At 72.2% G+C, this 20,828-nt stretch carries 19 protein-coding genes; 14 read left to right on the top strand and 5 right to left on the bottom strand.

The window, feature by feature from the left end:
- Positions 1-238 precede the first annotated feature (238 nt).
- Positions 239-1,654: a dihydrolipoyl dehydrogenase family protein gene (locus tag NE235_RS21450; RefSeq protein WP_252805740.1), complete on the top strand. Its 1,416-nt coding sequence runs from the start codon at positions 239-241 to the stop codon at positions 1,652-1,654.
- 60 nt (positions 1,655-1,714) lie between these two features.
- On the opposite strand, the gene NE235_RS21455 is transcribed toward NE235_RS21450, so the two are convergent.
- The 3 genes from NE235_RS21455 to NE235_RS21465 form a co-directional block, all read right to left on the bottom strand.
- A complete protein-coding gene (locus tag NE235_RS21455) occupies positions 1,715-3,367 on the bottom strand; it encodes a beta-N-acetylhexosaminidase (protein WP_289849000.1) in 1,653 nt (550 codons plus the stop codon).
- Positions 3,368-3,512: 145 nt separating this feature from the next.
- Entirely contained in the window at positions 3,513-4,133 is a 621-nt protein-coding gene (locus NE235_RS21460) for a DedA family protein (protein WP_252805741.1), read from the bottom strand.
- 62 nt (positions 4,134-4,195) lie between these two features.
- A complete protein-coding gene (locus NE235_RS21465; RefSeq protein WP_252805743.1) occupies positions 4,196-4,441 on the bottom strand; it encodes a hypothetical protein in 246 nt (81 codons plus the stop codon).
- Positions 4,442-4,569: 128 nt separating this feature from the next.
- Between NE235_RS21465 and NE235_RS21470 the strand changes: the two genes are divergently transcribed.
- From NE235_RS21470 to NE235_RS21480, 3 genes are all read left to right on the top strand, one after another.
- Positions 4,570-5,493, top strand: a complete 924-nt coding sequence (locus tag NE235_RS21470; protein WP_252805745.1) for an aminoglycoside phosphotransferase family protein — start codon at positions 4,570-4,572, stop codon at positions 5,491-5,493.
- Positions 5,494-5,611: 118 nt separating this feature from the next.
- Entirely contained in the window at positions 5,612-6,238 is a 627-nt protein-coding gene (locus tag NE235_RS21475) for a hypothetical protein (protein ID WP_252805747.1), read from the top strand.
- Positions 6,239-6,456: 218 nt separating this feature from the next.
- On the top strand, positions 6,457-6,735 hold the full coding sequence (locus tag NE235_RS21480) for a hypothetical protein (protein WP_252805751.1): 279 nt from the start codon (positions 6,457-6,459) through the stop codon (positions 6,733-6,735).
- A gap of 31 nt (positions 6,736-6,766) precedes the next feature.
- On the opposite strand, the gene NE235_RS21485 is transcribed toward NE235_RS21480, so the two are convergent.
- Together NE235_RS21485 and NE235_RS21490 are read right to left on the bottom strand one after the other, a co-directional pair.
- Positions 6,767-7,324, bottom strand: a complete 558-nt coding sequence (locus NE235_RS21485) for a hypothetical protein (protein ID WP_252805753.1) — start codon at positions 7,322-7,324, stop codon at positions 6,767-6,769.
- A 56-nt stretch (positions 7,325-7,380) separates the two neighbouring features.
- Complete coding sequence (locus NE235_RS21490) at positions 7,381-7,962, bottom strand: helix-turn-helix domain-containing protein (protein WP_252805755.1); 582 nt, start codon at positions 7,960-7,962, stop codon at positions 7,381-7,383.
- Between the two features lie 143 nt (positions 7,963-8,105).
- Here NE235_RS21490 and speB point away from each other — a divergent pair, with 143 nt between their 5' ends.
- The 10 genes from speB to NE235_RS38285 all read left to right on the top strand — a co-directional run bounded on the left by speB (position 8,106) and on the right by NE235_RS38285 (position 20,797).
- Positions 8,106-9,080 (top strand): agmatinase, encoded by a 975-nt coding sequence (speB, locus tag NE235_RS21495; protein WP_252805757.1) that lies wholly within the window; start codon positions 8,106-8,108, stop codon positions 9,078-9,080.
- A 105-nt stretch (positions 9,081-9,185) separates the two neighbouring features.
- Positions 9,186-10,532 (top strand): 4-aminobutyrate--2-oxoglutarate transaminase, encoded by a 1,347-nt coding sequence (gabT, locus tag NE235_RS21500; RefSeq protein ID WP_252805759.1) that lies wholly within the window; start codon positions 9,186-9,188, stop codon positions 10,530-10,532.
- Between the two features lie 20 nt (positions 10,533-10,552).
- A complete protein-coding gene (locus tag NE235_RS21505) occupies positions 10,553-11,986 on the top strand; it encodes an aldehyde dehydrogenase family protein (protein WP_252805761.1) in 1,434 nt (477 codons plus the stop codon).
- A 175-nt stretch (positions 11,987-12,161) separates the two neighbouring features.
- Entirely contained in the window at positions 12,162-13,115 is a 954-nt protein-coding gene (locus NE235_RS21510; RefSeq protein ID WP_252805763.1) for a hypothetical protein, read from the top strand.
- Between the two features lie 315 nt (positions 13,116-13,430).
- The gene (locus tag NE235_RS21515; RefSeq protein WP_252805765.1) at positions 13,431-14,327 is read left to right on the top strand and encodes a hypothetical protein; all 897 of its coding nucleotides are present in this window, start codon (positions 13,431-13,433) and stop codon (positions 14,325-14,327) included.
- A 222-nt stretch (positions 14,328-14,549) separates the two neighbouring features.
- A complete protein-coding gene (locus tag NE235_RS21520) occupies positions 14,550-16,808 on the top strand; it encodes an Orn/Lys/Arg family decarboxylase (protein ID WP_252805767.1) in 2,259 nt (752 codons plus the stop codon).
- A 174-nt stretch (positions 16,809-16,982) separates the two neighbouring features.
- The gene (locus tag NE235_RS21525) at positions 16,983-19,118 is read left to right on the top strand and encodes a SpoIIE family protein phosphatase (RefSeq protein ID WP_252805769.1); all 2,136 of its coding nucleotides are present in this window, start codon (positions 16,983-16,985) and stop codon (positions 19,116-19,118) included.
- 38 nt (positions 19,119-19,156) lie between these two features.
- Positions 19,157-19,951 carry an SDR family NAD(P)-dependent oxidoreductase gene (locus NE235_RS21530; protein ID WP_252805771.1) on the top strand — a complete coding sequence of 265 codons (795 nt, stop codon included), beginning with the start codon at positions 19,157-19,159 and terminating at the stop codon, positions 19,949-19,951.
- Positions 19,952-20,010: 59 nt separating this feature from the next.
- Positions 20,011-20,442 carry a hypothetical protein gene (locus NE235_RS21535; RefSeq protein WP_252805773.1) on the top strand — a complete coding sequence of 144 codons (432 nt, stop codon included), beginning with the start codon at positions 20,011-20,013 and terminating at the stop codon, positions 20,440-20,442.
- A complete protein-coding gene (locus tag NE235_RS38285) occupies positions 20,420-20,797 on the top strand; it encodes a hypothetical protein (RefSeq protein WP_252805775.1) in 378 nt (125 codons plus the stop codon). Before NE235_RS21535 ends, NE235_RS38285 begins: the two co-directional genes overlap by 23 nt.
- Positions 20,798-20,828: the final 31 nt, after the last annotated feature.

Below are 20,828 nucleotides of genomic sequence, written 5' to 3' on the forward strand. Positions count from 1 at the left end.
CCCTTCTCGAGAGACGCGCGGGACAGGCCGGGCTTGCCGTCTGCGCGGCGGCGCTCGTCGGTGTTCGCCTGACGGCCGCGACGCTGGAAGCGCGGCGGGGCCGATGGCCCGGCCGTCGCGGCGACGGCCCGACGGCCGGGCCTCGGGATTCCGCGTGACCCGTGCGTGAGAGGCTCGTGACCTGAGGCGGCTCCGCGTCCGAGCGGGGGTGGAGCGGGTGGAGCAGGAGGGACGAGCGGTGGACGAGTTCGATGTCGTGGTGCTGGGCGCCGGGCCGACCGGGGAGAACCTCGCGGAGCGGGCCCACGCGGGCGGGCTGACCGTCGCGATCGTGGAGAGCGAGCTGGTGGGCGGCGAGTGCTCGTACTGGGCCTGCATGCCCAGCAAGGCGCTGCTGCGCCCGGCGGCGGCGCTCGCCGACGCCGGGCGGGTCGCCGGCGCGCGCGAGGCGGTGACCGGGACGCTGGACGCGGCGGCGGTGCTGCGGCGGCGGGACGACTTCGCGTCGCACTGGAAGGACGACGGCCAGGTCGGCTGGCTGGACTCCGCCGGGATCACCCTGGTGCGCGGCCACGGCAGGCTGGACGGGGAGCGCCGCGTCGCCGTGGAAACGCCCGGCGGTGAGCGGCGCGTCCTGACGGCGAGGCACGCCGTGGCGGTGTGCACGGGCACGCGCGCGGCGCTGCCGGAGCTGCCCGGTCTGGCCGAGGCGCGGCCGTGGACCAGCCGGGAGGCGACGAGTTCGCCGCGCGTGCCGGAGCGGCTCGCGGTGGTCGGCGGGGGCGTCGTCGCGGTGGAGATGGCCACGGCCTGGCGGGCGCTGGGCAGTGAGGTGACCCTGCTGGTGCGCGGGGACCGCCTGCTGGCGAAGCTGGAGCCCTTCGCGGGCGAGCTGGTGGCCGAGAGCCTGCGGGCGGCAGGCGTCGACGTGCGGTTCGGCACGACGGTGACGGGGGTGCGCCGCGACGGCCCGGTGGTCCTGACACTGAACGACGGGCCGGACCTGACGGCGGACGAGGTGCTGTTCGCGACCGGCCGGGTTCCGGCGACCGCGGATCTCGGTCTGGAGACGGTCGGCCTGGAGGCGGGCAAGCCGATCGAGGTCGATGACACGGGCCTGGCGGCCGGTGTCGCCGGCGGCTGGCTGTACGCGGCCGGGGACGTCAACGGCCGGGCGCTGCTGACCCACCAGGGCAAGTACCAGGGGCGGATCTTCGGCACGGTGATCGCCGATCGCGCCGCGGGCCGGGAGCTCGACCGGGCGCCGTGGGGGCGCAGCGTCGCCACCGCCGACGAGCGGGCGCTCCCGCAGGTGGTCTTCACCGACCCCGAGGTCGCGGCGGTCGGACTCACCCTCGAACAGGCGGAACGGCGGGGTCACCGGGCGCGGGCGGTCGACTACGACCTGGGCTCCGTCGCCGGGTCCTCTCTCTACGCCGACGGTTATCAGGGTCGTGCCCGTGCCGTGGTCGATCTGGATCGGGAGACGCTGCTGGGGGTGACGTTCGTCGGCTCCGGTGTCGCGGAGCTGCTCCACTCGGCGACGATCGCGGTCGCCGGAGAGGTCCCGATCGCGCGCCTGTGGCACGCGGTGCCGTCCTACCCGACGATCAGCGAGATCTGGCTGCGGCTCCTGGAGACCTACCGCGGCTGACGTCTCCGGGGCCCGTTCGTCCCGGCCGGGGTCCGGCCGGGGCCCCCACGGCCGAGGGGGTTATGACGCGGAGTCCCAGGCGATCTCCGGCGAGTGGTAGAAGTTCACGCCCATGGCCGTCCAGCGCGGGCCCTGCGCGGCCAGCCGCGTCCGGTACTCCTCCCACGACCGGCCCTGCCGGGGCGACCAGCCGATCTCGGCGATCCCGGCGAGGCGGGGGAAGGCCATGTACTCCACCTCGTGGAGATCGGTGAGCGTCTCGCTCCAGATCGGCGCCTCCACGCCGCGCACGTCGTGCTCGGTCACGCCGGTGAAGATCGTGGTGGGATCCCACTGGTACGACTTGCGCACGCTCACGTAGCCGGCCCAGTGCAGGCCGTACGGCGAGTCCTTGTCGTACTGCATGTCCAGGTAGGCGTGGTTGGCGGGCGACAGGACCAGCTGGACGCCCTTCCGCACCGCCGCGGTGGCCAGCGGGTCGTCGACCGGCGTGGTCCCGTCGGCGATGCTCCAGTTCTGCGCCAGCGTCGCCGGGCCCGGTTTCACGTCCGCCTGCGCAATCTCGTTCCAGCCGACCATGTTCTTGCCGTGCGCGTGGACGAGGGGCTGCACGCGGTCGATGAACTTCACATAGTCGGCGAGCGGCGTGCTGTGCGCCTCGTCGCCGCCGATGTGGACGTACGAGCCGGGGGTCAGCCTCGCCAGCTCGCCGATCACGTCGTCGAGGAACCGGTAGGTGAGGTCCTTGTCGACGCACAGGGAGCTGAAGCCGACCTCCGTGCCGGTGTACAGCGGCGGCGCCTTACCGTCGCAGTTCAGGTCCGCGTACGACGCGAGCGCGGCGTTGGTGTGCCCCGGCGTGTCGATCTCCGGGACGACGGTGATGAAGTGCTTCCGGGCGTACGCGACGATGTCCTGGTACTCGGCCTGGGTGTAGTAGCCGCCCGCGCCCCCGCCGACCTCGGTGCTGCCGCCGTACGTGGCGAGTCTCGGCCAGCTCTTGATCGCGATGCGCCAGCCCTGGTCGTCGCTGAGGTGCAGGTGCAGCGTGTTGATCTTGTACAGCGAGATCTCGTCGATGTACCGCTTCGTCTCGGCCACGGTGAAGAAGTGCCGGGACACGTCGAGCATCGCGCCGCGCCAGCCGAAACGGGGCCGGTCGGAGATGTGCACGGCCGGGACGGTCCAGGGGCCGGGCCGTACGCTCCGCGCCTCGACCTTGGCGGGCAGCAGCTGGCGGAGCGTCTGGACGCCGTAGAACAGGCCGGCCGCGGTCGGGGCCTGGATCCGCACGCCGCCGCCGGTGACGTCGAGCCGGTACCCCTCCGTCCCGAGGCCGGACGCCGGGGCCAGGCTCAGCGTGATGGCGTGCGGCGAGCCGGCGGGTCCCGTGACGACCGGGAGCCGGTATCCGGTCGACGGGCGGACCAGCCCGGCAAGGTACGTCGCCACGCCGACGGCGTCGCGGGAGCGCGAGGTCACCACGATCCGGGTCGCGCGGGTGAGGGCGAAGGACCGTCCCGGCACGGTCCGCAGGGACGCCGGAGCCGGGATGATCCGGGGTGTGGCCGTCGCCGCCTCCGCCCGCACCGGCCCGGCCAGGCCCGCGATCAGCGGACTCGCCGTGGCCAGGGCCGCGGCGGCGGTGAGCCGTGCGCCCGGATGGCCGGCGCACCGCCGGGGCGTCAGTGCGTTGATGAGTTTCTTCACCATGTGTCAGATCGAACATAACCAACGAAACGCCGTCAAGGGGGCTGCGAGCGTTCCCGCACATCCGCCGACGACGCGGGCCCCCGGGGCGTTCTACATGTCGAGAACGGCTCTTCTCTGTTCGTCGTCCGGACCGCCGGGAGAACGATCAGTCGGCGCGGTGACGGTGGTACCGGTGGTACGCGAAGCGGGCCAGGAGCACGGCCGCCAGGCCGGCGAGCGCGTAGATCTGGTAGCGGAACGCCTGCTGGGAGATCGCCCCGATGTGCGTGCCGGCGGCGTACCCCAGGCCCGTCCACAGACCGGCCCACAGCACGGCGCCCAGCACGTTGAAGGCCAGGAACCGCGGCCAGCGCATGCCGATGATGCCGGCGAGGATCCCGTTGGCCTGGCGGAACCCTTCGACGAACCGGGCGATGGTCACCACCTTCCCGCCGTGGCGGGCGAAGAAGTCCTCCGCGCGCCGCAGGCGTTCGGGGGTCAGCAGCACGTAGCGGCCCCATCTGCGGACGAGGGCGCAGCCGCCGGTGCGGCCGATCAGGTAGCCGACGTTGTCCCCCGCCACCGCCGCCGCGACGGCGATGACGCCGAGGACGACGATGTTCAGCCGCCCGGCCCCCGCGTACACGGACGCGGCGACCAGGATCGTCTCCCCGGGAACGGGGATGCCGAAGTCCTCCGCGAAGACCAGCACCCCGACCGCGGCGTAGCCGTACTGGTCGAGGACCGGGGCCAGGTGGGCCAGCGGGCCGGGCAACGGCGGCGCCATGCCCCTTCCCTACCCGCTCCGGCGGGGGGGTGAGGTCGCGTCCGGTGGGTGTCCCCGGCCGCTCAGGCCTCCTCCAACGCCTCGCCCAGGGCGTGCAGCGCCCGGCGATGCCGCTGGTCGGCGAGCAGGTGGCCCGTACCGATCACCAGCGCGACCGGCCACTCCACCACCTCGAGCACGGCGAGGAGGCCGAGCCCGGCGTAGTAGACCAGTCTCTCGGGCGGAGGCAGCTCCACCCGTCCCAGGACCGGCAGCTCCACGCACCCGCCCAGGTGATGTTCGAGCCTCTCGATCGCGGTCTCCGCCATGGCACGGCACCTTCGGGTTCGGCATCGCCGTGTCCTCGGCGTACCCCTCCCGGCCGGACCGCATGCCCGGGAGACGGGCCGCCGCAAAAACGGTTGCCCGCCCAGGAGGCGGGGGTCACACTCCTCTGATGGCCGACACGACGTACGCGGACGGACGCGCGGGCATCGACGCCGGGCTGGTACGGCGGCTGATCGCGGCGCAGTTCCCGCAGTGGAGCGACCTGCCGGTCCGGCCGGTGGAGGTCGACGGGTGGGACAACCGCACCTACCGCCTCGGCGACGAGATGACCGTACGCCTGCCGACGGCCGCGGGCTACGCCCCGGCGATCGACAAGGAACACCGCTGGCTGCCCTACCTGGCCCCGTTCCTCCCGGTCGAGATCCCCGTTCCGCTCGCCAAGGGGACGCCGGGCGAGGGGTACCCCTTCAACTGGTCGGTCCGCCGCTGGCTGGACGGGCGGCTCGCCCGGCGGGAGCACATCGCCGACCTGCCCGCGTTCGCCGCCGGCCTGGCCGGTTTCATCCGCGCCCTGCAGCGCGTCGACGCCACCGGCGGGCCCGCGGCGGGCGCGCACAGCTGGTACCGCGGCGCCTCCCTGACGCACTACGACGAGGAGACCCGGCGCTGCCTCGCCGCGCTCGGCGTCCGCGTCGACGCCCGCCGCGCGACGGCCGTGTGGGAGACCGCGCTGGAGGCCGAATGGAGCGGCCCGCCGGTGTGGTTCCACGGTGACGTCTCCGTCAACAACCTGCTGGTCAGGGACGGGAGACTGGCCGCAGTCATCGACTTCGGCACCTCGGGCGTCGGCGATCCCGCGTGCGACCTGGTGATCGCGTGGACGTTCTTCTCCGGCGAGAGCCGGGAGACGTTCCGGGCCGCCGTCGACCAGGACGCGGCCACCTGGGCGCGTGCCCGCGGCTGGGTCCTTTGGAAGTCCCTTCTCGGCGTGACCGGCTCCGACGCCGCACTCGCCGCCTCCGACCACCGCGTGATCGGGGAGGTCCTGGCCGACCACGAAGCCGCGTCCCGTACGGCTCCCCCCACCGGGTGAGCGAAGGATCCGCCGGAGGGCCAGGGGATCCGGCCATTCGGGGGGAGGCCGCGGATCGCGCCGCCTGGGAGGTTCGAGACACGGGCGACACGGCCCGTACGTTCCTTAGGAGCCTTCCATGGCAGTCTCATTCGCGAAGGTCACGGCGGCCGGGATCGGCGGCGTCGTCCTCCTGACGGGCACCGCCTCCCAGGTCGCCTCCGCGTCACCCCGGGGACCGGTGGCCCACGCGGAAGGCCACGTCACCGGGGACGCGTGGGTGAGGTACCCGCTCGATCCCCAGAATCCCCTCCGGCGCTTCATCTTCGACGCGCACGGCAACGCCTTCCGGTTCGTCGGCAAGAAGATGGTCATGGGGGCCGCCCGCGGCACCGTACGGTTCGACCACCCCGTTCCGCAGCCGGACGGCACCGTCCAGCACTACTGGGGCACCGTACGGGTCGACTACCTGATGACCGCCGGGCCCGTCGCCGTCGTCTCGGGGACCAGCGAGGGCGTCATCGGCGAGGCGGACGGCACACGCATGGCGTTCAGCGTCTACGCCGACCCCCGCGGCCACCGGTACGACCGGGTCGGCTTCTCCTGGGGCGCCGTCGACGGCCGGTGCGTCCGCATGGGCCTCGCCCCGGCGCCGTTCACGGCGTACGCGTCCGGCCGGGGATACCGGGTCGAGCACGCCGAACTCCCCGCGATTCCGGAGGGCGCCGAGCCTCCTGTCGACCCTCCCGCCTGCACGCGGAACTGAGATGTGGGATCATTGTCCTTGCCGTCCTCGATGACCGAGGACGGCAAGGACCGGTAACGATGTCCTGACCTCCCCGTCTTCGGCGGACGGTGTCACCGTCCGGGGCCGTGCGACCACATGGCCCATCGAGGACATCTCGGGCGAGCAGACCGCGCTGATGACCACGGGCGGAACCCTGGTCGGCGGCCCCGCCCCGGACTCGACGGCGAGTCCGAACGATGGTCATCGCCCTCGGTGGTGTCCATCAGGTTGAGGTCGGCACCCTGCTGTTACCGGCTGATCCACAGGAAGAGCCAGTGAAAATCCCCCGCGATCTACGACAACTTGCCCGGCGCGCCGAAGCCGCCGGGTGGACCATCACCCTGACCAGCAACAACCACCTCGCCTGGAAGCCGCCGTCAGGGCGCACCGTCTTCTGCCCGTCGACGCCGTCGGATCACCGCTCCGTCCAGAACGTCATCGGCAAGCTCCGGCGGGCCGGGCTGAACACCCGCTGACGTTGCGACGGCTCTGGAGCGTCCGTACGCCTCATCGCGCCGGGCAGCGCGCGAGGCGGTCGAGGACCCGCGCCAATGACGCGTTAACGAGATCACGAACCGGCGCGTACTCCCGCTCCGGATACTGCCGGGGCCCGTTCTCCACCAGCATGATCAGGTAGAGGTACGCGCGGTAGAGGTCGAGACGGACCCGGGCCGCCGGGGTCAGCTCCAGCGGCGTCACCTCGCGGTAGCCCGCCAGCAGCGGGTCGTCCTCCTCCAGGTCGCCGAAGATCGTCGGTGTGACGAACTCGGCCAGCGGGTCGCCCCAGAACGCCCGCTCGTGGTCGATGATCGCCTGGATCCGCGGCGTGGCGTACGCCTCGGCCTCGGTCCGCAGCAGGAAGCGCTCGTAGCCGAGCTGTTCGAAGTCCGGTGGCGGTGCCAGTTTGAGCACCACCTCGCGGCCGTCGTCGAGGGTGAGCCGCCAGACCGCGTTGGCGTACCCGTCCGTCAGCTCGGTCGACGCGACCACGCCGGCCCCGAGGGCCCGCCGCGCCAGCCCGTCGAGCTCGGCGCCGCTCAGTCGCCGTTTCGTCCTGCTCTCCACGGCATGATTGTGCGGCCCGTCCGGCCGCCGGTCCACCGCTTCCCATCGTTGGCCGGTCAGGTGCTCCAGGAGGCGGGGGCGATGACCCACAGCGCCTCGGCGACGGCGGTCTCGTCCGGGTTGAGCCAGCTGTGCGGTTCACGGCCGGAGAACGTCAGCGTGTCGCCCTCGGCCAGCAGCACCGCCGAGTCGCTGAATCGCACCTCGACGGCGCCGCGCAGCACGTGGACGACCTCGACCTCGCAGTTCAGGGTGTAGAGCTCGTCCCCGCCCGTGCTGCGGGGCTCCATGACGGAGCGGATCAGCTGGAGCCGTCCCTGGCCGCGCGGGGTCAGCAGGCGCTCCTCCGCGCCCTGCCCCGTGAGCTGGATCTCCGGGGCGACGTCCTTGCGGATGACGTCGGTCTTCGGGGCGGTGAACAGCTCGCCGACGGGCAGCGACAGCGCGGCGCAGACCGTCACCAGTGTCGCCACGCTCGGCGAGGTGACGTCGCGCTCGATCCGGCTGATGAAGCCCTTGGTCAGCCCGGTGCTCTGGGCGACCTGGTCGATCGTCAGCCCCTGGCGCCGCCGCGCGTCGCGCAGCCGGGCGCCGATGCGCGGCTCCTGGCCACCGGCGGCGATCGGCACTGACTTCATCCGGTCCCCTCATCCTGTCGCCGGCCCGGGCCGGCGGCGCGGCGACGGCGGCCGATCGAGGTCACCGTCGGCACCCCACAGGTTTCTTGGCAGGAAACTGCTGTTGCCTTATGGTTATCACGCCAGGTGGCTGGGAGGAACCCATGTCTGACGATCCGCCGCGCACGATCGAGAACGGGCACGTCGGTCCCGTGGTGGCCAGTGTGGTGCCGCGCTTCGCGGGCCCCGCGACGTTCGCCCGGCTGCCGCGACTCGACGAGGTCTCCGACGTCGACGTCGCCGTGGTCGGCGTGCCCTTCGACTCCGGAGTGAGCTACCGGCCGGGCGCCCGGTTCGGTCCTGCGCACGTGCGGGAGTCGTCCCGGCTGCTGCGGCCCTACAACCCGGCGCTCGACGTCAGCCCGTTCGGGCGGCAGCAGGTGGTCGACGCGGGCGACATCGCGGTCAACCCCTTCTCGATCGACGAGGCCGTACGGCAGATCGAGGCGGGCTCGGACGCGCTCCTCGACCGCGCGGGCCGGTTGCTGACCATCGGCGGCGACCACACGATCGCCCTGCCGCTGCTGCGGTCGCTCGCGCGGCGCCACGGCCCGGTCGCGGTCGTGCACTTCGACGCGCACCTGGACACCTGGGACACCTACTTCGGCGCGGCGACCACGCACGGCACCCCGTTCCGGCGGGCGTCCGAGGAGGGCCTGCTCGACCTGTCCGGCTGTGTGCACGTCGGCATCCGGGGCCCGCTGTACGGCGCGGCGGACCTGACCGACGACGTCGCGCTCGGCTTCCAGACCGTGCACGCCCGGGAGCTGGAGGACCTCGGCACGCGGGGCGTCGTGGAGCGGATCCGCGAGCGGGTGCGGGACCGCCCGGTCTATGTCTCGGTCGACATCGACGTGCTCGACCCGGCGTTCGCGCCCGGCACGGGCACTCCGGAGTCCGGCGGGCTGCTCAGCCGCGAGCTGCTCGCCATCCTCCGCGCCTTCGCCGGCCTCAGGCTCGTCGGCGCCGACATCGTCGAGGTCGCCCCGGCCTACGACCACGCGGAGATCACCGGTATCGCCGCCGCACACGCCGCCTACGAGCTGCTGTCGGCGATGGCCCTGAGCGACGGGGCCTGACGATGGCACGCGCGTACGGCGCCGGGGGCCGCCCTCGAATCGGACACCTCGCGCCTAACATCGCATATTGAGCCGTATAAACCGCCTCACCTGGAGAGTCACAGCATGACCCCGCCCTCCGGCATCGAACAGCGCCGCATCCTCAAGACGGCGATCCCCGGTCCGCGTTCGGCCGAACTGCACGCGCGCAAGAACGCCGCGGTCTCCGCGGGCGTCTCCACCGGCCTCCCCGTCTACGTCGAGCGCGCCGGCGGGGGCATCCTGGTCGACATCGACGGCAACCAGCTCATCGACTTCGGCTCGGGCATCGCCGTCACCACGGTCGGCAACGCGGCGCCGCGCGTGGTCGAGCGCGTCCAGGAGCAGGTCGCCGACTTCACCCACACCTGCTTCATGATCACCCCGTACGCCGAGTACGTCGAGGTCGCCGAGGCCCTGAACGAGCTGACGCCCGGCGAGCACGAGAAGCGCTCCGCGCTGTTCAACTCCGGCGCCGAGGCCGTCGAGAACGCCGTCAAGATCGCCCGCTCGTACACCGGCCGGTCGGCCATCGTGGCCTTCGACCACGCCTACCACGGGCGTACGAACCTGACCATGGCGCTCACCGCGAAGAACATGCCCTACAAGCACCGCTTCGGGCCGTTCGCCAATGAGATCTACCGGGTGCCGATGGCGTACCCGTACCGCTGGCCGACCGGCCCGGAGAACTGCGCCGACGAGGCGTTCGAGGCGTTCGTCTCCCAGCTGCACGCCCAGGTCGGCGAGGAGAACACCGCCGCGGTGATCATCGAGCCGATCCAGGGTGAGGGCGGATTCATCGTGCCGCCCGCCGGCTACCTCGCGCGGGTCGCGGAGTGGTGCCACGACAACGGCATCCTGCTCATCGCCGACGAGATCCAGACCGGCTTCTGCCGCACCGGCGACTGGTTCGCCTGCGACCGCGAGGGCGTCGTCCCCGACCTGATCACCACGGCCAAGGGCATCGCGGGCGGCCTGCCGCTCGCCGCGGTGACCGGGCGTGCTCAGGTGATGGACGCCGTCCACGGCGGCGGCCTCGGCGGCACGTACGGCGGTAACCCCGTCGCCTGCGCGGGCGCCCTCGGCGCGATCGAGACGATGAAGGCCGAGGACCTGCCGGCGCGCGCCCGCGCGATCGAGGCGCTGTTCGTGCCCCGGCTGCGGGAGCTGGCCGCGAAGTACCCGCAGATCGGCGACGTGCGCGGCCGCGGCGCGATGCTCGCGGTCGAGCTGGTCTCCGACCCCGGGGCCAAGACCCCGGACGCCGGGCTGACCGCCGCGGTGAACCGCGCGTGCCACGCCGCCGGCCTGGTCACCCTCACGGCGGGAACATACGGCAACGTGCTGCGGTTCCTTCCCCCGCTGTCCATCACCGACGAGCTGCTGGCCGAGGGCCTCGACATCCTCGAAGAGGCCTTCGCCGCGTCCGTCTGAGCTCCCTGAGGACGAAAGTCATGTCAGACGTCACTCCGTTCTTCCTGTCCGGCGTGCCCACCACCGGTGCGGACACCCTCGAGGTGACCTCCCCCTGGGACGGTTCCGTCGTCGGCGTCGTCTCAATGCCGACCGACGCGCAGGTCGAGCAGGCGGTCGCCGACCTCGACGCCGTACGCCGGGAGGCGCAGGCCACTCCCGCGCACGTACGGGCCGCAGCTCTCGACCACATCTCGGCGCGGCTCGCGGAACGCGCCGAGGAGATCGCCCGGCTGATCACCGCGGAGAACGGCAAGCCGCTGGTCTGGTCGCGCGGGGAGGTCTCCCGCGCGGTCTCGACGTTCCGCTGGGCGGCCGAGGAGGCCCGTCGTTTCTCCGGTGACCTGCAGCGCCTGGACACCGACGCGGCGGCGACCGGACGGCTCGCCGTCGTAAGGCGCTTCCCGCGCGGGCCGGTGCTGGGCATCGCGCCGTTCAACTTCCCGCTCAACCTGGTCGCGCACAAGGTCGCCCCGGCCATCGCGGTCGGCGCCCCGATCCTGGTGAAGCCGGCGCCGGCCACGCCGCTGTCCGCGCTGCTGCTCGGGGAGATCATCGCGGAGACCGACCTGCCGCCCCGGATGGTCTCGGTGCTCCCCGTGCCGAACGACCGGATGGCCGCCCTGGTCGACGATCCACGGCTGCCGGTCATCTCCTTCACCGGATCCGGCCCGGTCGGCTGGGCGATCCAGCGGCAGGCGCCGCGTAAGCACGTCACTCTGGAGCTCGGCGGCAACGCCGCCGTCGTGGTGAACGACGACTGGCCGGATCTGGCCGGAGCGGCCCGCCGGATCGCGCTGTTCGCCAACTACCAGGCAGGCCAGTCCTGCATCTCCGTCCAGCGGGTGCTGGTGCACGCCGGTATCTACGACGCGTTCGTCGCCGACCTCGTCGCCGAGGTGGAGAAACTGCCGACCGGCGACCCGACGGCCGACGGCGTCCAGGTCGGCCCGGTGATCAACGACGCGGCGGCCGAAAGGATCACGGACTGGATCGACGAGGCCCGCCGGGGCGGCGCGTCGGTCCTGACCGGCGGTGACCGCGACGGCCGTACCGTGGCGCCGACCGTCCTCGCCGACGTCCCCGCCGGGTGCGCGCTGGCGGAGGAGGAGGTCTTCGGGCCGGTCCTCACGGTCGCCCCGTTCCGCGACCTCGACGAGGCGTTCGACACCGTCAACGCCTCGAAGTACGGGCTGCAGGCGGGGATCTTCACCACCGACGTGCGGGCGGCCTTCCGCGCCCACCGCGACCTGGAGGTCGGCGGCGTGATCGTCGGAGACGTCCCGAGCTTCCGCGCGGACCAGATGCCGTACGGCGGCTGGAAGGACTCCGGCGTGGGCCGGGAGGGCGTCCGGGCCGCGATGAACGACCTCACCGAGGACCGCGTCCTGGTCCTCACCGGTCTCGACCTCTGACGACCGGTCCGGCGGCTCCCGCTCCGGCGGCCGGGAGCCGTCGCACGGGCGCTTCAACGGCCATTACCCGGCCTGACAAAATCAGCAAGTGCAGTCCGCAAAGTCGCCGGTGTGCCGTTTCCGGCCGCGCCGGGTCCGACCTGAGCGGGCGCGCCGACGTCCTAACCTCGACCTCATGGGCATCGAGGACGATGAGGGCGAGGCCCCCCGGATTCCGCGGGCGATGAACGCTTCCGGGAGCCATTCCTCCGGTGTGACGGAGTTCTCCGGCGCCCTGCGAACGGCGATTCAGAACAGTGGTCTCACGCTGGAAAGCCTGCGCACCCGGCTCCGGCAGCGGGGAATCCGGGTCAGTGCCGCCACATTGAGCTACTGGCAGGGCGGGCGGAGCCGGCCGCAGCGCCCCGACTCCATCGCCGCCGTCGGCGTGCTGGAACAGATCCTCGAACTTCCGGCCGGCACCCTGACCGACCTGCTGCGACCGCGCCGGCGCCGCGGCCAGGCGGGCGGCGGCCCCCTGCACCCGGCCCGCCTCTGGTCCGACCCGCGCCCCGTCCTCACCATGCTCGGCCAGCTCGACCGGTCGTCCGACCACCGGCTCGAATGGCTCGCCGTGCACGACGTCTACGAGGTCGGCGCGGACCGGCGCCCCCGGTCGCTGGTGGTACGGCAGGTGGTGCGGGCCTCGGGCGACGACGTCGACCGGGTCGTCGCCGTGCATCGCGCCGAGGCCGAGACGGACCCTCCCCCGGCGCTCGGCGACCTCCGCCACTGCCGGCGCGGGCGGGTACGCCACGAGGCGGGGTTCATCGCCTTCGAGCTCTTCTTCGACCGGGTGCTGGCACGCGGCGACACGGCGGTCGTGGAGTACGAGCTCGGCTTTCCGGGAGACCGGCCGATCACGCGATTCCACGAGCGCCGTTTCCGGCATTCGGTAAAGGAATATCTGGCCATCGTTCGGTTCGACCGGCAAGTGTTGCCGGCACGTTGCTACCGGTACGACCGCGACACCGTCGATGTGCCACGGCGCCGCACCGCCGAGCTGTGGGTCGGATCGTCCGGCGGCGTCCACATCACGAGGAGCGGTGTGGCGGGCGGAATCACCGGCCTGGAATGGGAATGGGAGTGACCCCGGGCGGGGCGCGTTAACCGGCGTTAACAGTGAATTCTGTACGCCCTGAAAACGTTGACGTCCGCTCGCCGTGGCCAGCACTATTCCTCCATCCGCCCCACTCCGCGGGGAGGACCGCACGTCCCGACCGGATCACCCCGGACCTCGACTCCCCGCCTGCCGAGGTACGGGGTGATCGCCTTTCCCGGGACCTTGCCAACCGGCGGCTCTACTGAGATCTTTCATGGCGTACACGACGCTGTCCGTACTTCAGTCAGGCCAGGCCGGGGGTGGCCGTCCTCAACCGGAGGCACGCGAACAGTGCGGAGCACGGTGGAGGATGATCTCCTCCAGACGATCCGGAGTGGCCCCTTCGACGTGGCGCTGCAGGCCGCCATCCAGGCTCGTGGCCTCACGCTGGAGACCCTCCAGCGGCGGCTGCGGGAGCGGCGCATCCACGTCAGCCTCTCCAGCCTCAGCTACTGGCGGCGCGGCCGGACCCGGCCGGAACGCGCCGACTCGCTCCGGGCGGTGCGCGGCCTGGAGAGCATCCTCGACCTCCCGCGCAACTCCCTCATCACGCTGCTCAAACCGCCGGACGGCCGCCCGGCCGGGACCCGGTCGCTGGACGAAATCTTCCCGACTCCCGGAGCCCTCGACCTGCTGGACGAGATCGGCGAGCGGGTGGACGGCCGGATCACCTGCCTGAGTCTCCACGACCGGTACGTCCTCGGCCCGGACCGGGACCTCCTGTCGGCGCAGACCCGCGCGGTGCTTCAGGCACAGCGGCCGGGAGTGGACCGCTGGATCTGCCTCTACCAGAACGAACACGGCGTGCTGCCGACGCGCAAGGACGCGAGCCGCTGCAGGTTCGGCCGGATCCGCACCGACGAGGCGAGCGCGATCATGGCGACGGAGCTGCTGTTCGACCGGCCACTGGCTCGCGGCGAGACGTACCTCATCGAGTACGGCTTCGGCTTCACCTCGCCGGGGCCGCCCGACACCGAGGAGGGCCGGGGCTTCCGGTACCCCCAGCACGAGTACCTCCTGGAGATCGAGTTCCATCCGTCGGCGATCCCGGCCCGCTGCTACCGGACGTGGCGTCCGGACGGCGCCGCCCGGACGGCGGAGGAGACCGACCTGCGGCTGTCCAGTTCCCACACGGTCCACGTCATCGAGTTCGGGCTGCAGGCCGGCGGATACCTCGGGATCGGCTGGGAGTGGGAGTAGCCCGCCCGGAGACGTGATCTCCCGCGTCACGAGAACGGGAGCCTCCGGGACGCGGCCTACTGCAGCGCGGGACCGCACCCCCGAGATATGACCTTCCGCGACTTTGCCGACACTTTCCGTCGCCAAGGACGGGTGTTACAGTTCGCAGTGATCCGAGCACTCTGAGTGTCGACCGGCGGTGTCCTGCCGCCGGCGTGTCCCGACCCAGCGGAGGTCCTGGCCATGGAACGCGCGATCCTTCTCGCCGTCGACGAGCGACCCGACGCCGACTCGGCGGTCGCCGAACAGCTGCGCCGCCTCTGCACGGCGATGGACGAGCACGGCCTGCAGGTGCGCTGGACCCACCGCAGCGCCGACGCGCTGGCGGTGATCCGCTCGGACGCGACGCTCACGGGACTGCTGGCCGGCTGGGGTGCTCCCGGCGCCGAAGAGATCATGAAGGCGGTGACCGAACGCTTCAACCGCCTGCCGGTCTTCCTGCTCACCGCCGACCACGAGCCGCGCGACGTCCCCCTGTGGGTGTACGAGGTGATCCAGGGCTACGTCTTCCCCCTGGAGGACACCCCCGGCTTCATCGCCGGGCGCATCGCGCACGCCGCCGAGGAGTACACCGAGCAGACGCTCCCGCCCTTCTTCGAGGCGCTGCGGCACCTGGAGGACCACCACCGCTACTCCTGGCACACCCCGGCCCACGCCGGCGGCGTGGCGTTCCTGAAGTCACCCGTGGGCCGGGCCTTCTTCGACTACTACGGCGAGCGGCTGCTGCGCACCGATCTGTCGATCTCGGTGCCCGAGCTGGGCTCGCCGCTGGAGCACACCGGCCCGATCGGCGACGCCGAGCGCAACGCCGCACGGATCTTCGGCGCCGAGCGGACGTACTTCGTCATGAACGGCAACTCGACCGCCAACCGCATCGTCGGTCACCACGCGGTCGCGCGCGGCGAGCTGGCGCTGGTCGACCGCAACTGCCACAAGTCGATCCAGCACGCCCTCGCCATCAACGGCGCCCGGCCGGTCTACCTGGTTCCCGAGCGCAACGGGCTCGGCCTGGCCGGCCCGATCCCGGCCGGGAGCCTGTCGGCGCCGGCCGTCCGCGGCCGCCTGGGCGGCCATCCGTTCACCGCGGACGCGGTGGCGCCGGAGCCCACCTACGCGGTGGTCACCAACTCGACCTACGACGGCCTGTGCTACGACGCCGTGCGCGTCGCGGAGCTGCTCGGCACGTCGGTCCCCCGGGTGCACTTCGACGAGGCGTGGTTCGCCTACGCCCGGTTCAACCCGCTGTACGCACGCCGGTACGGCATGGCCGTCGACGAGCGATCCGTCCCAGGGCCGGACCGGCCGACCGTGTTCGCCACCCAGTCCACGCACAAGCTGCTGGCGGCGCTGTCACAGTCGTCGATGCTGCATGTGCGCCCGGCGCCGCGCGCGCCCGTCGACCACGACCGGTTCAACGAGACCTACCTCATGCACGCCAGTACGTCACCGCTCTACCCGATGATCGCGTCACTGGACGTGGCCGCCGCGATGATGGACGGGCCGTCCGGGACCTTCCTCACCGGGGAGGCGATCGTCGAGGCGATCCGCTTCCGGCAGGCGATGGTGCGGCTGGCCGGCCGTATCCGCGAGGACGGCACCCGCCCGGACTGGTTCTTCGGCGTTTGGCAGCCCCCGCAGGTGACCGATCCCCGTACGGGCCGGCCGGTGGCCTTCGAGGACGCCGACGTGGAGCTGCTGGCCACCGAGCCGGGCTGCTGGACGCTGCGGCCCGGCGCCGCCTGGCACGGATTCGACGGCCTGGACGACGGGCACTGCATGCTCGACCCGATCAAGGTGACGATCACCTGCCCCGGCGCGGACGCCGTCGGCGGCACCACCGAGTGGGGGATCCCCGCCAAGATCGTGGCCGCCCATCTCGAGCGGCGCGGCATCGTCGTGGAGAAGACCGGTGACCACACGCTGCTGGTGTTGTTCTCGCTCGGCATCACGAAGGGCAAGTGGGGCACCCTGATCGACGCGCTCATCGACTTCAAGAACGCCTACGACAGGGACGCGCCCCTGGCGGAGGTGCTGCCCGGCTTCGGCCCGTCCGGGGGGACGCTGCGCGCCCTCTGCGCCCAGGTCCACGGCAGGCTGCGGGACGCGAAGCTCGACGTCCTGCTCGACGAGGTCTTCACCGACCTGCCGGAGCCCGTCCTCACCCCGGCCGACTGCTACCAGGCGCTCATCCGGTCCCGCACCGAGCGGGTCCCGCTGAGCGAGCTGGCGGGGCGTGTCTCCGCCACGGTCGTCGTCGTGACACCGCCGGGCATTCCGATGCTGATGCCGGGCGAGTCCACCGGCCCCGACGACGGGCCGGTCATGAGCTACCTGCGCGCCCTGGAGGACTTCGACCGGGCGTTCCCCTTCATCGACACCGACATCCACGGAGCGCACCGCGACGACACCGGGCGCTACTGGATCGAGTGTGTCGCCGATTAGGACGACGCCCGCCGCCGCCCGCTCCTGGCCGAGTGCGTGCTCGGCCGGGAGCCGGCCGCCCGGCGCGGTTCTTCCGGGCGTACGGCCGTTGATGCGCTATTGACACTGTTGGACGTATCGTCCCTATATGGGGAGTTCCTGCAGGTCGGCTTCGAGGGACCTGCGAGGCGCACCATGACCGAGTGCGGTGACGAGATCGACGCCGCCGAGTCGCTGGACCGAGCGCTGGACGGGGAGCTGGCCGCGATGGTGCGCCGTACGGGCGCCGCGACCGGGAGCGTCTACCTGTGCTCGGATGGGCGGCGGGACCTGCGTCTGGCCGCGATCTGCGGCGTGCCGGAGGCGCTCATCGCGCCCTGGGAACGCATGCCGCTGGACCGGTCATGCCCGCTCTGGGACGCCGTCCGGGAGGACCGCCTCGTCTGGGTGTCCGGCCAGGGGGACATGGTCCGCCTGTATCCGAGACACGCGGCCGCGATGCCCTATCGGTACGCCCTCGCCGCCCTGCCACTGCACGGCACGCGCGGGCTCTGGGGGGCACTGGTGATGACGTGGCCCGCCGAGCACCCGGCACCCCTGGACCACCGTGAACGCGCCGGCATCGAAGCCGGTGCCGGGCGTATCACCCGGTCGCTCGACGACGCGGGCCCCCCTCCCTGCCTCCCCGACCGGCCGCGGATCGTCTCCATCCAGCCGGACGAGCCGCGTCCTCCGCCGCTCGCGGCCGTCGACTTCGCCGAGCGCCTGCCCGAAGGCGGTCTCACGCTCGACCTCGACGGCCGCATCACCTTCGTCACCACGACCGCCGCCGTACTGCTCGGCCGGGACGCGGAGGACCTGCTGGGGACCCGGCCGTGGGAGTCGCTGCCCTGGCTGGACAACCCGATCTACAAGGACCGGTACCGCACCGCGGTGATCAGCCGGGAACCGGTCCGCTACACCGTCCTGCGGCCACCGGACGTCTGGCTGGATCTCAAGCTCTATCCGGACGCCGGCGGGATCAGCGTCCGGGTGATCCGGAGCGACACGAAGGCTGGACGGCCGGGCGGCCACCGACCGGCGGACGCCGCTCCGGCCGCCCCCTGGGCCGACACCGATCGCATCGGGCGACTCTACGAACTGGTGCACCTGGCCGCCGCGCTGACGGAGGCCGTCGGCGTACGCGACGTCGTGAACCTGGTCGCCGACCAGGTCCTGCCCGCGTTCGGCGCCCAGGGCATGCTGATCTCCGTCGCCGAGGGCGGCCGCTTCAAGATCATCGGCCACTGCGGGTATCCGTCCCAGGCGATCGAGCGCTTCGACGGCGTATCGGTGGACATCATCGACAACCCCGCCGCCCTCTCCGTCGCCAGCGGCGCTCCCCGATTCTTCGCCGATCCCGCGGAGATCTCCGCCGTCTATCCCGAGGGCCCCGGCGTCGGCGGCAAGCAGGCCTGGGCGTTCCTGCCGCTGATCGTCTCAGGCCGGCCCGTCGGCTGCTGCGTCATCTCCTACGACGAGCCGCACACCTTCAGCCCCGACGAACGCGCGGTCCTCACCTCACTCGCCGGCCTGATCGCCCAGGCATTCGACCGCGCCCGGCTCTACGACACCAAGAACGACCTCGCCCACGGTCTGCAGCAGGCCCTCCTCCCGCACAGCCTCCCCCGCATCGCCGGGCTCGACGTCGCCGCCCGCTACCTGCCCGCGACCCACGGCATGGAGATCGGCGGGGACTTCTACGACCTGGTCCGCCTCGACGACACGACCGCGGCCGCCGTCATCGGCGACGTGCAGGGGCACAACGTCAACGCGGCGGCCCTGATGGGGCAGGTCCGCACGGCGGTGCACGCCTACGCCGCCGCGGGCGCGTCACCGGACGAGGTCCTGGGGCACGCCGACCAGATCCTCAACGATCTCGGGACCGACCTGTTCGTCTCCTGCCTCTACGCCCAGATCGATCTCGCCGGCGACGAGGTCGCCCTGGCCAGCGCCGGGCACCCGCAGCCGATCCTGTGCTGCCGCCCCGGCCAGCCCCCGGCCGCCCAGCCGCTCGAGGTGGAGCCCGGCCCGCTGCTCGGCATCGGGGATTCGGCCTGGTTCCCGGTGACCATGGCGCCTATGCACCGGGGAACCACCCTCCTTCTCTACACGGACGGTCTCGTGGAGGTCCCCGGCATCGACCTCACCGAGAGCACCGCCGCGCTGGCGCGGCGGCTCTCCGACGCCGCGGACCTCCCGCTGGACGACCTCGTCGACGAACTCATCCGCACCAGGACGATCGGCCGGCACACCGACGACATCGCCGTGCTCCTCCTGCGGAGGACGTGACCCGCATAGCCGCGGGCGGAAGGGGGAACGCCGAAGCGATGGACATCGACCTGTCGGGCCGCCGGGCCCTCGTCTCCGGATCGAGCCAGGGCATCGGACTCGCGATCGCCACGGAACTCGCCCGCGCGGGCGCCGCCGTCATCGTGAACGGACGCGGACAGGACAGGACCGCGCGTGCCGCCGCGACCATCACCGAGCGGCTGCCGGACGCGGACGTCACCGCCGTCGCCGCCGACCTGGCGACGGCGGAGGGCGCGGCCGGGCTGCGCGACAGGGTGCCCGACGTGGACATCCTCGTGAACAACCTCGGCATCTTCGGCGCCCGGCCCGTCCTCGAAATCGACGACGACGAGTGGCGCCGGTACTTCGAGGTGAACGTCCTGTCGGCCGTCCGCCTCACCCGTGCGTACCTGCCCGGCATGATGGAGCGCCGCTGGGGGCGGGTGCTGAACATCGCCAGCGACTCGGCGATCGTCATCCCCGCCGAGATGGTGCACTACGGCATGACGAAGACGGCGCTGCTGGCGGTCACCCGGGGCTTCGCGAAGGCGGCCGCGGGCACCGGCGTCACGGTCAACTCCGTCATCGTCGGCCCCACCCACACCCCGGGCGTGGAGACCTTCGTCGGCGAACTCGTCGGCGAGGACCTGCCCTGGGACGAGGCCGAGCGCCGTTTCATGCGCGAGCACCGTCCGGACTCCCTCATCCAGCGGCTCATCGAGCCCACCGAGATCGGCAACGTGGTCGTCTACCTGAGCTCGGAGTTCTCCTCGGCGACGACCGGCGGCGCCGTCCGCGCCGACGGCGGATACGTCGACGCCATCCTCCCCTGAGCGTCTCCGATCCGCTGAGGGTCACTCGCCGGCGAGTGAAGATCATTAGACTTCCGCGGGTGCCAGACGATCCCGAGGCCGCGGACACGACCGGGGAACCCGCCGAGGACGACGCGCCCGCGTCCGCGGCGCCGTGGGCTCCGCCGGACCCCGCACGATCGAAGCCCCGATCCCCGGACCACGCGCGACCGGAGCCGGCACCGCCGGACACCGGAGGGCCGGAGCCGGCACCGCCGCCCCCTGCGACCGGTGGGAGAGGCGCTCCCGGCGAGGACGGCGCTCTGGGCGATGCTCCGCCGCGACGCCGCGGGCGCCGCAGATCCGTCGTCCTCGCGATCGCCGGCGCGATCGGCCTCATCGCGGGCGTGACCTGCCTGGTGCTGGAGTTCGATCGGGCGCCGACCGGGGCCGAGCGAACCGCCTCCGTGTCGAAGGAACTGGCCGCCCGCTGGCGTATCCGCACGGCGGGTGAGATCTTCGTACACCGATGAGTCCCGCACGCTCCTCACCACGGTGGGAGTCGCCGTCATGCCGGACCAGAACCACGTCGACGCCGCGCTCGGCTCCCTGTCCGTAGGCGGTCACGAAAGGGCCGGTCTGCGGGTGGTGCCGTTCCCGCACACCGTGGCCGCCGACTGGAGCGACGCGCGACGACAGGAGACGTCTTCTCGATCCGGTCCCATGCCCTACGCCATCCTGCAGGTCAGCGGATGGGCCGACGGGAGGACGATGCCCGAACTCGCCGACGCGGAACCCTTCCGGCACGCGGACACGCTGCTCGATCACCTGTCGGAATTCTTCGTCCACACGGAACGTCCGTGCGAGGAACGAGGAGTACGGTGCTGACCGGCGACCGAGCGACCGGGCGGGGTCGCCG

It is taken from the genome of Actinoallomurus spadix (assembly GCF_024055725.1).
In the GTDB taxonomy this organism is placed as follows: Bacteria; Actinomycetota; Actinomycetes; order Streptosporangiales; family Streptosporangiaceae; genus Actinoallomurus; species Actinoallomurus spadix.

Coding starts and splice junctions, on each gene's coding strand:
- NE235_RS21455 (WP_289849000.1), bottom strand. CDS start 3,367: ATGGTGAAGAAACTCATCAACGCACTGACGCCCCGGCGGTGCGCCGGC.
- NE235_RS21460 (WP_252805741.1), bottom strand. CDS start 4,133: ATGGCGCCGCCGTTGCCCGGCCCGCTGGCCCACCTGGCCCCGGTCCTC.
- NE235_RS21465 (WP_252805743.1), bottom strand. CDS start 4,441: ATGGCGGAGACCGCGATCGAGAGGCTCGAACATCACCTGGGCGGGTGC.
- NE235_RS21470 (WP_252805745.1), top strand. CDS start 4,570: ATGGCCGACACGACGTACGCGGACGGACGCGCGGGCATCGACGCCGGG.
- NE235_RS21475 (WP_252805747.1), top strand. CDS start 5,612: ATGGCAGTCTCATTCGCGAAGGTCACGGCGGCCGGGATCGGCGGCGTC.
- NE235_RS21480 (WP_252805751.1), top strand. CDS start 6,457: ATGGTCATCGCCCTCGGTGGTGTCCATCAGGTTGAGGTCGGCACCCTG.
- NE235_RS21490 (WP_252805755.1), bottom strand. CDS start 7,962: ATGAAGTCAGTGCCGATCGCCGCCGGTGGCCAGGAGCCGCGCATCGGC.
- speB (WP_252805757.1), top strand. CDS start 8,106: ATGTCTGACGATCCGCCGCGCACGATCGAGAACGGGCACGTCGGTCCC.
- gabT (WP_252805759.1), top strand. CDS start 9,186: ATGACCCCGCCCTCCGGCATCGAACAGCGCCGCATCCTCAAGACGGCG.
- NE235_RS21505 (WP_252805761.1), top strand. CDS start 10,553: ATGTCAGACGTCACTCCGTTCTTCCTGTCCGGCGTGCCCACCACCGGT.
- NE235_RS21510 (WP_252805763.1), top strand. CDS start 12,162: ATGGGCATCGAGGACGATGAGGGCGAGGCCCCCCGGATTCCGCGGGCG.
- NE235_RS21520 (WP_252805767.1), top strand. CDS start 14,550: ATGGAACGCGCGATCCTTCTCGCCGTCGACGAGCGACCCGACGCCGAC.
- NE235_RS21525 (WP_252805769.1), top strand. CDS start 16,983: ATGACCGAGTGCGGTGACGAGATCGACGCCGCCGAGTCGCTGGACCGA.
- NE235_RS21530 (WP_252805771.1), top strand. CDS start 19,157: ATGGACATCGACCTGTCGGGCCGCCGGGCCCTCGTCTCCGGATCGAGC.